The organism is Kitasatospora sp. NPDC088346, from assembly GCF_044740765.1.
Classification (GTDB): domain Bacteria; phylum Actinomycetota; class Actinomycetes; order Streptomycetales; family Streptomycetaceae; genus Kitasatospora.
Genome location: NZ_JBIURH010000003.1, coordinates 19,806 through 32,313, shown reverse-complemented (window position 1 = coordinate 32,313; position 12,508 = coordinate 19,806). Strand labels below are relative to the sequence as shown.

Annotated in this window: 14 protein-coding genes and 1 pseudogene; 10 read left to right on the top strand and 5 right to left on the bottom strand. The window is 74.6% G+C overall.

What is annotated here, in order from left to right; translation table 11 throughout:
* Nucleotides 1-27 precede the first annotated feature (27 nt).
* Together ACIOFR_RS06085 and mmpB are read right to left on the bottom strand one after the other, a co-directional pair.
* Nucleotides 28-627 (bottom strand): nucleoside triphosphate pyrophosphatase, encoded by a 600-nt coding sequence (locus ACIOFR_RS06085; RefSeq protein ID WP_400992857.1) that lies wholly within the window; start codon nucleotides 625-627, stop codon nucleotides 28-30.
* A 42-nt stretch (nucleotides 628-669) separates the two neighbouring features.
* Nucleotides 670-795, bottom strand: coding sequence for a morphogenic membrane protein MmpB (gene mmpB, locus ACIOFR_RS06080; RefSeq protein WP_371497414.1), 126 nt, complete (start codon nucleotides 793-795; stop codon nucleotides 670-672).
* Between the two features lie 221 nt (nucleotides 796-1,016).
* Between mmpB and ACIOFR_RS06075 the strand changes: the two genes are divergently transcribed.
* Nucleotides 1,017-1,487, top strand: a complete 471-nt coding sequence (locus ACIOFR_RS06075) for a DoxX family protein (protein WP_400992855.1) — start codon at nucleotides 1,017-1,019, stop codon at nucleotides 1,485-1,487.
* Between the two features lie 69 nt (nucleotides 1,488-1,556).
* Here the strand turns inward: ACIOFR_RS06075 and ACIOFR_RS06070 are convergent, their stop codons facing one another.
* Entirely contained in the window at nucleotides 1,557-1,775 is a 219-nt protein-coding gene (locus tag ACIOFR_RS06070; RefSeq protein ID WP_400992854.1) for an acyl-CoA carboxylase subunit epsilon, read from the bottom strand.
* Between the two features lie 24 nt (nucleotides 1,776-1,799).
* Nucleotides 1,800-3,380 (bottom strand): acyl-CoA carboxylase subunit beta, encoded by a 1,581-nt coding sequence (locus ACIOFR_RS06065; protein ID WP_400992853.1) that lies wholly within the window; start codon nucleotides 3,378-3,380, stop codon nucleotides 1,800-1,802.
* A gap of 295 nt (nucleotides 3,381-3,675) precedes the next feature.
* On the opposite strand from ACIOFR_RS06065, the gene ACIOFR_RS06060 reads away from it, so the two are divergent.
* The 8 genes and pseudogenes from ACIOFR_RS06060 (at nucleotide 3,676) to ACIOFR_RS06025 (ending at nucleotide 9,918) form a co-directional block, all read left to right on the top strand.
* The gene (locus tag ACIOFR_RS06060; RefSeq protein WP_400992852.1) at nucleotides 3,676-4,569 is read left to right on the top strand and encodes a biotin--[acetyl-CoA-carboxylase] ligase; all 894 of its coding nucleotides are present in this window, start codon (nucleotides 3,676-3,678) and stop codon (nucleotides 4,567-4,569) included.
* A gap of 163 nt (nucleotides 4,570-4,732) precedes the next feature.
* Nucleotides 4,733-5,851, top strand: coding sequence for an adenylate/guanylate cyclase domain-containing protein (locus tag ACIOFR_RS06055; protein WP_400992851.1), 1,119 nt, complete (start codon nucleotides 4,733-4,735; stop codon nucleotides 5,849-5,851).
* A 179-nt stretch (nucleotides 5,852-6,030) separates the two neighbouring features.
* A pseudogene (locus ACIOFR_RS06050) lies at nucleotides 6,031-7,248 on the top strand (diguanylate cyclase domain-containing protein); the annotation flags it as partial.
* Nucleotides 7,249-8,002: 754 nt separating this feature from the next.
* Complete coding sequence (locus ACIOFR_RS06045; protein ID WP_400992850.1) at nucleotides 8,003-8,509, top strand: MarR family winged helix-turn-helix transcriptional regulator; 507 nt, start codon at nucleotides 8,003-8,005, stop codon at nucleotides 8,507-8,509.
* 2 nt (nucleotides 8,510-8,511) lie between these two features.
* Complete coding sequence (locus ACIOFR_RS06040; protein ID WP_400992849.1) at nucleotides 8,512-8,688, top strand: hypothetical protein; 177 nt, start codon at nucleotides 8,512-8,514, stop codon at nucleotides 8,686-8,688.
* On the top strand, nucleotides 8,685-8,951 hold the full coding sequence (locus ACIOFR_RS06035) for a hypothetical protein (RefSeq protein ID WP_400992848.1): 267 nt from the start codon (nucleotides 8,685-8,687) through the stop codon (nucleotides 8,949-8,951). Before ACIOFR_RS06040 ends, ACIOFR_RS06035 begins: the two co-directional genes overlap by 4 nt.
* A 127-nt stretch (nucleotides 8,952-9,078) precedes the next feature.
* On the top strand, nucleotides 9,079-9,417 hold the full coding sequence (locus ACIOFR_RS06030; protein WP_400992847.1) for a hypothetical protein: 339 nt from the start codon (nucleotides 9,079-9,081) through the stop codon (nucleotides 9,415-9,417).
* A 135-nt stretch (nucleotides 9,418-9,552) separates the two neighbouring features.
* On the top strand, nucleotides 9,553-9,918 hold the full coding sequence (locus tag ACIOFR_RS06025) for a hypothetical protein (RefSeq protein ID WP_400992846.1): 366 nt from the start codon (nucleotides 9,553-9,555) through the stop codon (nucleotides 9,916-9,918).
* Nucleotides 9,919-9,963: 45 nt separating this feature from the next.
* On the opposite strand, the gene fdhD is transcribed toward ACIOFR_RS06025, so the two are convergent.
* Entirely contained in the window at nucleotides 9,964-10,779 is an 816-nt protein-coding gene (fdhD, locus tag ACIOFR_RS06020; protein ID WP_400992845.1) for a formate dehydrogenase accessory sulfurtransferase FdhD, read from the bottom strand.
* 133 nt (nucleotides 10,780-10,912) lie between these two features.
* On the opposite strand from fdhD, the gene hutH reads away from it, so the two are divergent.
* Nucleotides 10,913-12,493 (top strand): histidine ammonia-lyase, encoded by a 1,581-nt coding sequence (gene hutH / locus ACIOFR_RS06015; RefSeq protein WP_400992844.1) that lies wholly within the window; start codon nucleotides 10,913-10,915, stop codon nucleotides 12,491-12,493.
* The last annotated feature ends 15 nt before the right edge of the window (nucleotides 12,494-12,508 follow it).

Below are 12,508 nucleotides of genomic sequence, written 5' to 3'. Positions count from 1 at the left end.
GACCTGCGGGCCGGCCGGGTGGGTGGGTCAGACCCAGAGGTCGGTGATCCGGACGTCCAGCTCCGCGAGCAGGCGCCGCAGCAGCGGCAGCGACAGGCCGATCACGTTGCCGGGGTCGCCGTCGATGCCCTCGACGAACGGCGCGGAGCGGCCGCCCAGGGTGAACGCCCCCGCCACGTGCAGCGGTTCGCCGCTCGCGATGTAGGCGGCGACCTCCGCGTCGTCGGGGCTGCCGAAGCGCACGGTGGTCGAGGCGGTGGCCGAGGCCTGCCGGCCGGTGGCGGTGTCGATCACGCAGTGGCCGGTCTGCAGCACGCCCGAGCGGCCGCGCATCGACTGCCAGCGCTGCAGCGCCTCGGCGGCGTCGGCGGGCTTGCCGAGGGCCAGGCCGTCCAGCTCCAGCACGGAGTCGCAGCCGATCACCAGCTCGCCGCCGGTCAGGCCGGTGGCCACCGCCTTGGCCTTCGCCTCGGCCAGGACCAGCGCGAGTTCGGCCGGGGTCGGGGCGCTCAGGGCGTCCTCGTCGACGCCGCTCACCACGACCTGCGGGTCGAGGCCCGCCTGGCGCAGCAGCCCGAGGCGGGCGGGGGAGGCGGAGGCGAGTACCAGCGTGCGGCGATCGGTCATGCGGTCAGCCTAGGGGGTCGCGGGGTCGCCGCGGGCGCCCGGTCAGAGCATCAGCAGCAGGGCCGCGAGGACGGTGACGACGGCGAGCAGCAGGCCGGCCCGGTGCAGCATCCGCTGCACTCGGCGGGCTTCGGGCGAGGGCTCGTCGCCGGGGTCTGACCAGAGCACATCATCAGCTTGCGCCGCGGCCCGACGGGTCGCCTGAGTACCCGTACTCAGTTCGCGGGGGTTCTTCGTACACGTCGGGGCGGGGCGCCTCACCTGGTGTGCCGTCGGTGTGACTTTTTGTCACGGACGTGTGAATTCCCCGGCCGCAGGATTGCGGGCTCCACTTAGCTTAGGCAAACCTAAGTGTGCCCTGGTTCATCCCCCGAGCGAGGAGTCCCCCCATGCCCTTCGTCCCGCGCGAGGCCGTCGAGACCGTCCGGCCGCACGTCCTCGGCCTGTTCAGAATCGTGGTCGGCCTGCTCTTCGTCTGCCACGGTGCGGCGAAGCTGTTCGGCGTGCTGGGCGGTGTCGGTGACGGGGCCACGGTCGACACCTGGGCCTGGCCGGGCTTCTACGCCGGGCTGATCGAGCTGGTCGCGGGCAGCCTGGTGCTGGTCGGGCTCGGCACCCGGACGGCCGCCCTGCTGTGCTCCGGTTCGATGGCGTTCGCCTACTTCGACGTCCACCAGGAGCAGGCGCTGTGGCCGATCGAGAACGGCGGTGAGACCGCCGCGCTGTACTCCTGGGTCTTCCTGCTGATCGCCTTCGCCGGCCCCGGCAGCTTCGCGCTGGGCTCCCTGCTGGGCCCGGTGCTCAGGCGCCGGAACGCGCCGGCCGTGGCGGCCGAGGAGCCGGCCACCGCGGCCGTCTGAGCCCGCAGCGGCCGAAGGACCCCGGCTCGGGGGCCCTTCGGCGCGGCGGTACGCGGGTGGGCGCGCCGGTCAGCGGGCCCACCCGGAGGTGCGCCAGGCGTGCGCGCCCGGCCGCAGGGCAGGGCGCAGGCGCCGGGCGTTGTCGTTCCACGGGGAGGCCGGGCCGCCCGCCGTGCGGGCCGCCTCGGCGGCGGCCTGCGCGGCGGCGGCCCGGGCTGAGACCACCGCCAGGACGGTGGCCAGCTCCTCGGGGGTCGGCTGCCCGTGCAGCACATGGATCGGGGGCATGGGTCCATCCTCTCCCTTCGGGGCCTACAGCGGAATGTTGCCGTGCTTCTTGGGCGGCAGCGTCTCGCGCTTGCCGCGCAGGGCGCGCAGCCCGCGCACGATGTGCCGGCGGGTCTCGCTGGGGGCGATCACCGCGTCCACGTAGCCGCGCTCGGCGGCCAGGTACGGGTTGAGCAGGGTGTCCTCGTACGAGGCGAGCAGCTCGGCCCGCTTGGCCTCGACGTCCTCCGCGGCGGCGATCTCGCGCCGGTGCAGGATGTTGACGGCGCCCTGGGCGCCCATCACGGCGATCTGCGCCGTCGGCCAGGCGAGGTTGAGGTCTGCGCCCAGGTGCTTGGAGCCCATCACGTCGTAGGCGCCGCCGAAGGCCTTGCGGGTGATCACGGTGATCAGCGGCACGGTGGCCTCGGCGTAGGCGTAGATCAGCTTGGCGCCGCGCCGGATGATGCCGTCCCACTCCTGGCCGGTGCCGGGCAGGAAGCCGGGCACGTCGACGAAGGTCAGCACCGGGATGTTGAAGGCGTCGCAGGTGCGCACGAAGCGGGCGGCCTTCTCGCTGGCCGCGATGTCCAGGCAGCCGGCCAGGTTCATCGGCTGGTTGCCGACGATGCCCACGGGGTGGCCCTCGACCCGGGCGAAGCCGGTCAGGATGTTGCCCGCGTACAGCCCCTGGACCTCCAGGAACTCGCCGTCGTCGACGATGTGCTCGATCACGGTGTGCATGTCGTACGGCTGGTTGGCCGAGTCGGGCACCAGGGTGTCGAGCGCCAGGTCCTCGTCGCTGAGCGAGAGGTCGGCCTGCTCGGGGACGACCGGCGGGTCGGAGAGGTTGTTGGAGGGCAGGTACGACAGCAGGTTCTTGACGTACTCGATGGCCTCCTTCTCGTCCGCGGCCAGGTAGTGGGCGTTGCCCGACTTGGTGTTGTGGGTGCGGGCGCCGCCCAGCTCCTCCATGCCGACGTCCTCGCCGGTGACCGTCTTGATCACGTCGGGGCCGGTGATGAACATGTGGGAGGTCTGGTCGGCCATCACCACGAAGTCGGTGACGGCGGGGGAGTACACCGCGCCGCCCGCGCAGGGGCCCATGATCAGCGAGATCTGCGGGATGACCCCGGAGGCGTGCACGTTGCGGCGGAAGATCTCGCCGTACAGGCCGAGCGAGACGACGCCCTCCTGGATCCGGGCGCCGCCGGAGTCGTTGATGCCGATCATCGGGCAGCCGGTCTTCAGCGCGAAGTCCATCACCTTGACGATCTTCTCGCCGAAGACCTCGCCCAGCGAGCCGCCGAAGACCGTGAAGTCCTGGGCGAAGACCGCCACCTGGCGACCGTCGACGGTGCCGTACCCGGTCACCACGCCGTCGCCGTACGGGCGGTTCTTCTCCTGCCCGAAGTTGGTCGAGCGGTGCCGCGCGAACTCGTCGAACTCCACGAAGGAGTCCTCGTCCAGCAGCTCGACGATCCGCTCACGGGCCGTCAGCTTGCCCTTGGCGTGCTGCTTCTCGACGGCCGCGGCGGAGCCTGAGTGCACCGCCTCGTCCAGCCTGCGCCGCAGGTCCGCCAGCTTGCCGGCGGTGGTGTGCGGGTCGTACGGGGCCTCGGTCATCCGGTGGCTCTCCCTGGTCCATGGGCCGCGGCCTGACGCAGGGGTGGGTTCCGGGCAGGGCGGCGCTGCGAACTACCGTTGAGTAGCGTAGCCAGCGCCGGGCCGATCCGGTTATGGCAGGCGACACAGTGTGTCCGGTGGCGTTCTGCGCGATGATGGGGCGGCTTACGGCCGGAGGCCGGTCGGTGGACGCCGGGCGGCCGGCCACGGACGGGACCGGACGGGCCCGGGCCGCCCCCGACGCGCGGCCCGCGTCCTCGGCGCCAGGTTGACACTCCGTCGGTACGCTGGCCCGGTGACCGAGCCCACTCCTCCCCGCCGCAGCGGACTGCGTGGCTTCGGCCACGACGGACCCTCCCCCTGGACCGACCTCGACCGCCCCCCGCTGGACGCCGCCGTCCTGCGCCGCGACCTCGTCCTGCCGGGCGGGCTGTGGACCGCCCTCGACGTGGTGACCGACACCGGTTCCACCAACTCCGACCTGGCCGCCCGGGCAAAGGAGGGGGCACCCGAGGGCACCGTGCTGATCGCCGAGGAGCAGACCGCCGGCCGCGGCCGGCTGGACCGGCGGTGGACGGCGCCCGCCCGGTCCGGCCTCTTCCTGTCCGTGCTGCTCAGGCCCACCGGGGTGCCGGTCGAGCGGTACGGCTGGCTGCCCGTCCTCACCGGGGTCGCCGCCGCCACCGTCCTCGCCCGGGTGGGCGAGGTGGAGACCGGCCTGAAGTGGCCGAACGACCTGCTGGTCACCGTCGACGGCGTCGAACGCAAGGTCGGCGGCATCCTCACCGAGCTCGCCGACGGCGCGGTGGTGGTCGGCCTCGGCGTCAACGTCTCGCTGCGCGAGTCCGAGCTGCCGGTGCCCGCGGCCACCTCGCTGGCCCTGGCCGGCGCCGCCGTCACCGACCGGCAGACCCTGCTGCGGGCCCTGCTGCGCGAGCTCGCCGAGCTGTACGCCGCCTGGGTGGCCGCGGCCGGCGACCCGCACGCCAGCGGCCTGCTGCCGGCCTACACCGAACGTTGCACCACCCTGGGCCGGCCCGTCCTGGTGCAGCTGCCGGGCGAGCGTGAACTGCACGGCGAGGCGGTGGCCGTGGACGGTGACGGCCGGCTGGTGGTGCGCACGCCCGACGGCGAGCGCCACTCCGTCGCCGCGGGTGACGTGGTGCACGTGCGCCCCGAGCCGTCCTGACCGGCTGACCAGAGCCGATGGGCGCCCCGGCCCGGCCCGCGGCCGGGCCGTCGGCACAGCTCAGGAGACATGCCCTGCATTTCCGTGCGACCATTCCACCTGGCAGCGGTGTGAGGCGCGCCACTACCCGCGCGGTGGTCGTGCGCCCTTGGACAGGCAGGACATGAGGCAAGTGCGGCGACCGCACGGGGACGGATCGGTGGCAGAGGCGAGCGGCGGCGGTGGCGGCCAGCAGGACGACGACGACCCGACGGTCGCCCTCGACCTGGAGCGGCTGATCCTGGACGCGCCCCGCCGTTACACCCCGTACCAGGCGGCCCGCGCCGCCGACGTGCCGATGGAGCTGGCCACCCGCTTCTGGCGGGCGATGGGCTTCCCGGACATCGGCCAGTCCCGGGCGCTCACCGACAACGACGTGATCGCGCTGCGCCGGCTGGCCGGACTCGTCGAGTCCGGGCTGCTCAGCGAGCCGATGGCGATCCAGGTCGCCCGGTCGACCGGCCAGACCACGGCCCGGCTGGCCGGCTGGCAGATGGACACCTTCCTGGAGAACCTCACCCAGGCCGTCGAACCCGGCATGACCCGGGCCGACGTCGCGTACCCCCTGGTCGAGTTGCTGCTGCCGGAGCTGGAGCAGTTCCTGGTGTACGTCTGGCGCCGCCAGCTCGCGGCCGTCACCGGCCGGGTGGTGCAGGCCGCCGAGGACACCGAGATCACCAGCGGACGCCTCGCCGTGGGCTTCGCCGACCTGGTCGGCTTCACCCGCCTCTCCCGCCGGCTGGAGGAGGAGGAGCTCGGCGAGCTGGTGGAGACGTTCGAGAACACCTGCTCCGACCTGATCGCCGGTCAGGGCGGCCGGGTCATCAAGACCCTGGGCGACGAGATCCTCTACGTCTCCGAGGACCCCGCCACCGCCGCCGAGATCGCGCTCAGCCTGGTCGAGACGCTCGCCAAGGAGGACACCATGCCCGCGCTGCGGGTGGGGATGGCCTTCGGCACCGTCACCTCCCGGATGGGCGACGTCTTCGGAACCACCGTCAACCTGGCCAGCCGGCTCACCTCGATCGCGCCCCGGGACGCGGTGCTGGTCGACGGCGAGCTGGCCGCCGCGCTGGAACTGCTCGGTGCGGTCGCCCCCCCGGCGCCCGACGGCGACCCGGACGAGGGCCCGCACGGCGACGGCGACCACCGCTTCCACCTCCAGCCGATGTGGCGCCGGCCGGTCCGCGGGCTCGGCCTGGTCGAGCCCTGGCTGCTCTCCCGGCCCGGCCGCCTCGGCTAGGTCCTGCCCACGGCTGGGGAGAAGCCGGCCGGCCGGTCGTCAGCCATCCGGCCCCGTCCGGCGGATCTTGCCGGGTTGACCTTGACAAATCGGGCATAGCGTTCTCAAACCGCCATAGGCTTGGTCCAGGTGTGGATCCGCGGCGAGGGATGGGGCGATCCGTGAGTGGCGAGGCGATGATGAGCGACGACGGGTCCGCCGCGGCCTCCACCCCGGACCTGCGGCTGCGGGCGGTGGTCGGACTGGCGCAGGACATGTCCGGCGCGCTCACCCCGCTGGAGGCCGTCCGCGCCGCCGCCGTCCGCGCCACCGACGCGCTCGCCGCCACCATGGCCGCCGTCTCGGTCTGGGACCGCGAGTCGGGCCGGCTGCGGGTGCTGGTCAACCACGGCGAGCTGGCGGCCGGGGAGGAGGAGCTCCCCGAGGACGAGTCCTACCCGGTGCACGACTTCCCGGAGATCGTCACCTACCTGGAGGAGCAGTGGACCACCGGCCGGCTGCCCCGGGCCTGGGTGCAGACCGCCGACGACCACCCCCCGCACAGCGCGTACGCCCACCCCGGCGCCGGTGCATTCTGCCAGGAGCGGGCCGCCGGGCTGCGCCGTCGGGGCCGGGCGTGCTGCCTGGTCGCCCCGATCGTGCTGCACGGCCAGGCCTGGGGCGAGCTGTACCTCGCGCGGGCGGTCGGCCTGCCGGTCTTCACCGATGCCGACACCGACTACGCCACGCTGCTGGCCGCCCAGATCTCGGCCGGCCTGGCCCAGACCGAGCGGGTCGCGGACCTGCGCCGGCTGGCCTTCACCGACGCGCTCACCGGCCTGGCCAACCGCCGTGCGGTCGACGCCCGGTTGGAGAGCGCGCTGAAGGCCCACAACCGGGACAACACCGTGGTCAGCCTGGTGGTCTGCGACGTCAACGGCCTCAAGCGGGTGAACGACCAGCTCGGGCACGAGATGGGCGACCGCCTGCTGGAACGGTTCGCCCACCAGCTCTCGCTCTCCGCCGCGCGGCTCCCCGGCAGCCTGGCCGCCCGGCTCGGCGGCGACGAGTTCTGCCTGCTCGCCGAGGGGCAGAAGGCCGACGAGGTGGTGGCCGTCGCCGAGGACCTGTGCACCAAGGCGCTGGAGCTGACCGAGGGCGAGGGGGTGGCCTGCGGGGTCGCCTCCACCGGTGACTCGATCGGCCCGGTCAGCACCCCGGACCGGCTCTTCCGGCTCGCCGACGCCGCCCAGTACCGGGCCAAGGCGGCCCGCGCCGCCCACCCGGTGGTGGCCGGCCGCAGCCACGGCCCCGGTCTCGCCCCGGACCCGGTGGTCCTGCTCGCCGACGCCGCCGATCCGCACCACCGCGCCGACGGCCGCAAGGCGGGCCCGGGCGCCGGCGCCGGCCGGATGGGCAACCACGACCGCCGCCGCTTCCGGGGAGCGGCGCACAGCGCGGACCCGGGCCAGCTGCTCGCGGCCGTCCTCGCGGCCCTGGACCAGGGCTCCACCCGCCGCAGCAGCCACCCCGCCGACACCCTGGCCCGGCTGACCACCGTCGCCGAGACCTCCGCCCGGCTGCTGAACGCCGTCGGCTGGTGGGTCTCGTACGTCCCGCCGGGCTCCCAGCTGATGCGCACGGCGCAGCACGCCGTCTACCGGATGACCAGCGGGCCCAGCGGGAACAAGGCGCAGACCCAGCGCGCCCAGATCGAGGCCCCGGACGCCGTCTTCGACCTCGGCCACTACCCGACCACCCGGCGGGCGGTGCGCGGCGGGGCGTTCTCGCTGCGGGCCGGCGCGCCCGGCAACGACCCGGCGGAGGAGGCCATGATGGTGGTCAGCGGCTACAAGGGGATGGTCGCGGCGGGGGGCGGGAACCCGGCGGGCGGCTGGTTGGTCGAGCTCTTCGCCGACGAGTCCACCCTGCCGCTCGGCCAGATCACGGCCGCGTTGCGCGCCCTGGTCGCCGTGGCCCTCTCGGGGCCGGCCTCCCCGCCGCCCGGCTGAGGCGCTTCCTGCCGAGCCCCGCCTTGCCGAGGCCTGCCCTGCCGAGTCCCGCCTTGCCGAGCCCCGCCCTGCTGGGTCCCGCCCCGCTCCGGCCCGACCGCCGTGCCGAGGCGCCGCCAAATAGTAGCCATGTACTTAATATCCATGTACCGTATTCGGTATGAGTGAAACCCCGGCGGGCCCCACGCCCGGCTTCCTGGTCTGGCGCCTGTCTACGAAGTGGCGGGTGGCGGTCGACCGCGCCCTCGCCCCGCTGGGGCTGACCCACGCGCAGTACTCGCTGCTGGCCAGCCTGTCCGGGATGGGACGCTCCGGCGCCCGCCCCAGCCAGCGCCGGCTGGCCGACCACACCGGCCTCGAACCGCTGTACGTCTCCAAGCTGGCCCGCGCCCTGGAGGCGGCCGGCCTGGTCGAGCGCAGCCCGGACCCGACCGACACCCGGGCCGTCCAGCTCGCGCTCACGGCCGAGGGGCGGGAGGTCACCGGCCGTGCGATCGCCGTCGTCCACCCGTTGCTCGACCGGCTGCTGGCGCCGCTCGGCGGCCGGGACGGCGCCCGCGCCCGGGTGCTGGTCGACGAGCTGACGGCGCTGCTCGCCGTGCCGCTCGACGCGCCCCCGGACGTGCCGTCCGACGGCAGCCCGACCGACGTTCCGACCGAGGAGTAGCCATGCCCACCGCCCCGACCCTCAACGGCCAGGTCATCGGCCTCGCCCACCACGCCACCCGCGCCCTGCTGGAGACCCGGCTCGCCGCGACCGGCACCACTTCCACCAGTCGGTGGCGCTCAACGCCACGGCGGACCGTGGCGGCGCCGCCGAGCGGGACGCGCTGGTCGCCAGGATGACCGCCACCCTGAAGATCGACGCCGCGGCCGCGCTCGCCGTCCTCGCCGAGCTGACGACCGCCGGGCTGCTGGCGGAGCCGTCCGGCGAGGGCGGCCGGCTCGGGCTCACCGACGCCGGCCGTGCCCGCCACGAGGCGATCAGGGCCGCGGTGGGCGAGCTCACCGCGCGCCTCTACGGCGGCCTGCCGGCCGAGGACCTGGCGGCGGCGGCCCGGGTGCTGACCGCCGTCACCGCCCGGGCCGACGCCGAGCTGGCCGGGTGACCCGGCGCCGTTACACCGTCACAGCTGGGGAACGGGCGGTACCGCACCCCTGTCGCGCGGTGGGCCCGCATGCCACTCTGAGGCCGTCGCAGGGCCACCGGGGCCGGGCGGGAACGAGGTGGGACAGATGAGAACACGTCTGGCGGGGGCACTGCTCGCCCTGGCGCTCGCGGCCGGCGGCGCCACGCTGAGCGCGGGCACGGCCTCGGCCGCACCGCGTACGGCCGCCGTCTCGGCCGTCCAGCAGGCACCCGCGGCGGCGGGCGCTCACGGCGGGCAGTCGCAGGCCCAGGCGCCCGTCGCGCAGAAGGCCGCGAACCGGACGGAGCTGGCCAAGAGCAAGAGCAAGAGCAAGAAGAAGAAGTCCAAGGGCGGCCTGATCGGGCTCGTCGTCGTGGCGATCCTGGTGATCCTCGCCATCGTGCTGGTGGTCTGGCTGGTCCGCCGCAGCGGCCGCCGCTCCTGAGCTCGCCGCTGCTCCCGAGCCGCTTCTGTTCCCGAGCCGCCGGGCCGGCGGCGCCCGGGACGTTTGCGGTCCCGGTTCCCGAGGAAGCCGAGCCGGGGCAGGCCGAGCCCTCGGCCGCGACCCCGGGAGGTTGACGTGATTCGAACACGCTGGGCGGGTCTGGCCCTGACCGCGGCGCTGGCCCTCGGCGGCGGCGCCCTCGCGGCCGGTCCGGCGAGTGCGGCGCCGCCGCACCACGCGGCCGCGCAGTCCGCGCAGGCCGTGCCGGGACGGTCCGGGACGGAACGACCGGGGAACGCCCCGGCCGGCCGGGCGGACGCCCCCGCTCCCGCGAAGGCGTCCGGCACCGAGCTGGCCAAGAGCAAGCTCAAGAAAAAGAAGAAGGGCGGCCTGTTCTCCGGCATCCTCGGCGTCGCCCTGATCGTGCTGGTGCTGCTGATCGCCGTCCCGCTGCTCCTGCTGGCCGTCTGGCTGCTCCGGCGCTCGCGCCGCCGGAGCTGACCGGACCGCACCCGGACCGCCCCCGGGCCGGCGCGGGGCCCGGGCTCAGCCGATCCGGTCGGCGCGGCTGTACACGTTCGCGCCCGGGCCGCGCAGGAAGCCGATCAGGGTCAGGCCGAGCTCCTCGGCCAGGTCCACCGCGAGCGAGGACGGCGCGGAGACGGCGGCCAGCAGCGGTATGCCCGCCAGCGCGGCCTTCTGGGTCAGCTCGAACGAGGCCCGGCCGCTGACCAGCAGCAGATGCCCCGTCAGCGGCAGCCGCCCCTCCCGCAGCGCCCAGCCGATCACCTTGTCGACGGCGTTGTGCCGCCCGACGTCCTCGCGGGCGCAGAGCAGCCGGCCGGACGCGTCGAACAGGCCGGCCGCGTGCAGGCCGCCGGTGGACTCGAAGGTGCGCTGGGCGGCCCGCAGCGTGTCCGGCAGCCCGTACAGGACATCCTGGTGCACCGTCAGGGGGTCCTGGCCGACCGGCCAGTGGCTGTGGGTGCGGACGGCCTCGACGGTGTCCCGTCCACACAGCCCGCAGGCGCTGGTGGTGAGCAGGTTGCGGTGGGCGGAGAGCGGGACGGCGGCGCCGCGCACCGTCGCGTCCACCACGTTGTACGTGTTGGCGCCGTCCGCGTCCGTCCCGGCGCAGTAGCGCAGGGCGGCCAACTGCTCGCCGCGGTGCACCAGGCCCTCGCCGACCAGGAAGCCGGCCACCAGGTCGAAGTCGTGCCCCGGGGTGCGCATGGTCACCGTGAGGGGGTCGCCGCCGAGTCTGATCTCCAGCGGCTCCTCGGCCGCCAAGGCGTCCGGCCGTACGGACTGTTCTGCGCCCCGCAACCGCACCACCCGCCGCCGTACCGTCGCCCGCGCCATCGCCCGACACCTCCGCTCGTGGTCCTGCCCCAGCTTGCGTCACGGCCGGCGCGGGTCGGAAATCCGGGGCCGGATCGAACAGCTGCCGGGTCGCCGGTTGTCATATCCTCATTCACCTGATGTCATTGTGCATATGGATATGCACAGTGCTGTGGCTGCCGATGCGCCCGTGATCCAGGTCGGCAAGGCCGACGTCAGTGCCGAGGACGTGCTCGCCGTCGCGCGCGGCAACGCCCGGGTCGAGATCGGACCCGACGCGCAGGCCGAGATGGCCGCCGCCCGCGCCACGATCGAGGCCCTCGCCGCCGAACCGCGCCCGGTCTACGGCGTGTCGACCGGGTTCGGCGCGCTCGCCGTCCGGCACATCAGTCCCGAGCTCCGCGCCCAGCTGCAGCGCTCGCTGGTCCGCTCGCACGCCGCCGGCATGGGCCCGGCGGTGGAGCGCGAGGTGGTCCGCGCGCTGATGTTCCTGCGGATGAAGACCCTGGCCTCCGGCCGGACCGGTGTGCGCCCGCTGGTCGCCGAGACCATGGCCGCCATCCTCAACGCCGGCATCACCCCGGTCGTCCGCGAGTTCGGCTCGCTCGGCTGCTCCGGCGACCTCGCGCCGCTCTCGCACTGCGCCCTGGTGCTGATGGGCGAGGGTGTCGCGTACGGCCCGGACGGCGCCGAGCACCCGGCCGGCGAGCTGCTCGCCGCTGCCGGCATCGAGCCGGTCGAGCTGCTGGAGAAGGAGGGCCTGGCCCTCATCAACGGCACCGACGGCATGCTCGGCATGCTGGTGATGGCCATCGCCGACCTCTCCCGCCTGTTCACCACCGCCGACATCACCGCCGCGATGAGCCTGGAGGCGCTGCTCGGCACCGACCGGGTGCTCGCCCCTGAGCTGCACTCGGCGATCCGCCCGCACCCGGGCCAGGCGCTCAGCGCCGCCAACATGCTCGCCGTGCTCAAGGGCTCCGGCCTCACCGGCCACCACCAGGACGACGCCCCGCGAGTCCAGGACGCCTACTCGATCCGCTGTGCCCCGCAGGTGGCCGGCGCCGGCCGCGACACCCTCGCGCACGCCCAGCTGGTCGCCTCCCGCGAGCTGGCCGCCTCGGTCGACAACCCGGTCGTGCTGCCCGACGGCCGGGTCGAGTCCAACGGCAACTTCCACGGCGCCCCGGTCGCGTACGTGCTGGACTTCCTCGCCATCGCCACCGCCGACCTGGCCTCGGTCTCCGAGCGCCGCACCGACCGGCTGCTCGACAAGGCCCGCTCGCACGGCCTGCCGGCCTTCCTCGCCGACGACCCGGGCGTGGACTCCGGCCTGATGATCGCCCAGTACACCCAGGCCGCCCTGGTCAGCGAGAACAAGCGGCTCGCCGTCCCGGCCTCGGTCGACTCGATCCCGTCCTCCGCGATGCAGGAGGACCACGTGTCGATGGGCTGGTCGGCGGCGCGCAAGCTGCGGCTGGCCGTGGACAACCTCGCCCGGGTGCTGGCCGTCGAGCTGCTGGCCTCGGCCCGCGCGCTGGAGATCCGGGCGGACGGCGGCAGCGGCCCGCTCGCGCCCGCCACCGCCGCCGCGATCGCCGCCGCCCGCGGGGCCGGCGTGCAGGGCCCCGGCCGGGACCGCTTCCTGTCGCCCGACCTGGAGGCCGCGCACGTGCTGGTCGCCTCCGGCGAGCTGGTGGCCGCGGTCGAGAAGGTCACCGGCCCGCTGGCCTGATGACCGCGGGCCCCG

Bases quoted from the DNA above. Each gene is read 5' to 3' on its own strand.
- ACIOFR_RS06085 (WP_400992857.1), bottom strand. From the start codon at position 627: ATGACCGATCGCCGCACGCTGGTACTCGCCTCCGCCTCCCCCGCCCGC.
- ACIOFR_RS06075 (WP_400992855.1), top strand. From the start codon at position 1,017: ATGCCCTTCGTCCCGCGCGAGGCCGTCGAGACCGTCCGGCCGCACGTC.
- ACIOFR_RS06070 (WP_400992854.1), bottom strand. From the start codon at position 1,775: ATGCCCCCGATCCATGTGCTGCACGGGCAGCCGACCCCCGAGGAGCTG.
- ACIOFR_RS06065 (WP_400992853.1), bottom strand. From the start codon at position 3,380: ATGACCGAGGCCCCGTACGACCCGCACACCACCGCCGGCAAGCTGGCG.
- ACIOFR_RS06055 (WP_400992851.1), top strand. From the start codon at position 4,733: ATGAGGCAAGTGCGGCGACCGCACGGGGACGGATCGGTGGCAGAGGCG.
- ACIOFR_RS06045 (WP_400992850.1), top strand. From the start codon at position 8,003: ATGAGTGAAACCCCGGCGGGCCCCACGCCCGGCTTCCTGGTCTGGCGC.
- ACIOFR_RS06040 (WP_400992849.1), top strand. From the start codon at position 8,512: ATGCCCACCGCCCCGACCCTCAACGGCCAGGTCATCGGCCTCGCCCAC.
- ACIOFR_RS06035 (WP_400992848.1), top strand. From the start codon at position 8,685: ATGACCGCCACCCTGAAGATCGACGCCGCGGCCGCGCTCGCCGTCCTC.
- ACIOFR_RS06030 (WP_400992847.1), top strand. From the start codon at position 9,079: ATGAGAACACGTCTGGCGGGGGCACTGCTCGCCCTGGCGCTCGCGGCC.
- fdhD (WP_400992845.1), bottom strand. From the start codon at position 10,779: ATGGCGCGGGCGACGGTACGGCGGCGGGTGGTGCGGTTGCGGGGCGCA.
- hutH (WP_400992844.1), top strand. From the start codon at position 10,913: ATGGATATGCACAGTGCTGTGGCTGCCGATGCGCCCGTGATCCAGGTC.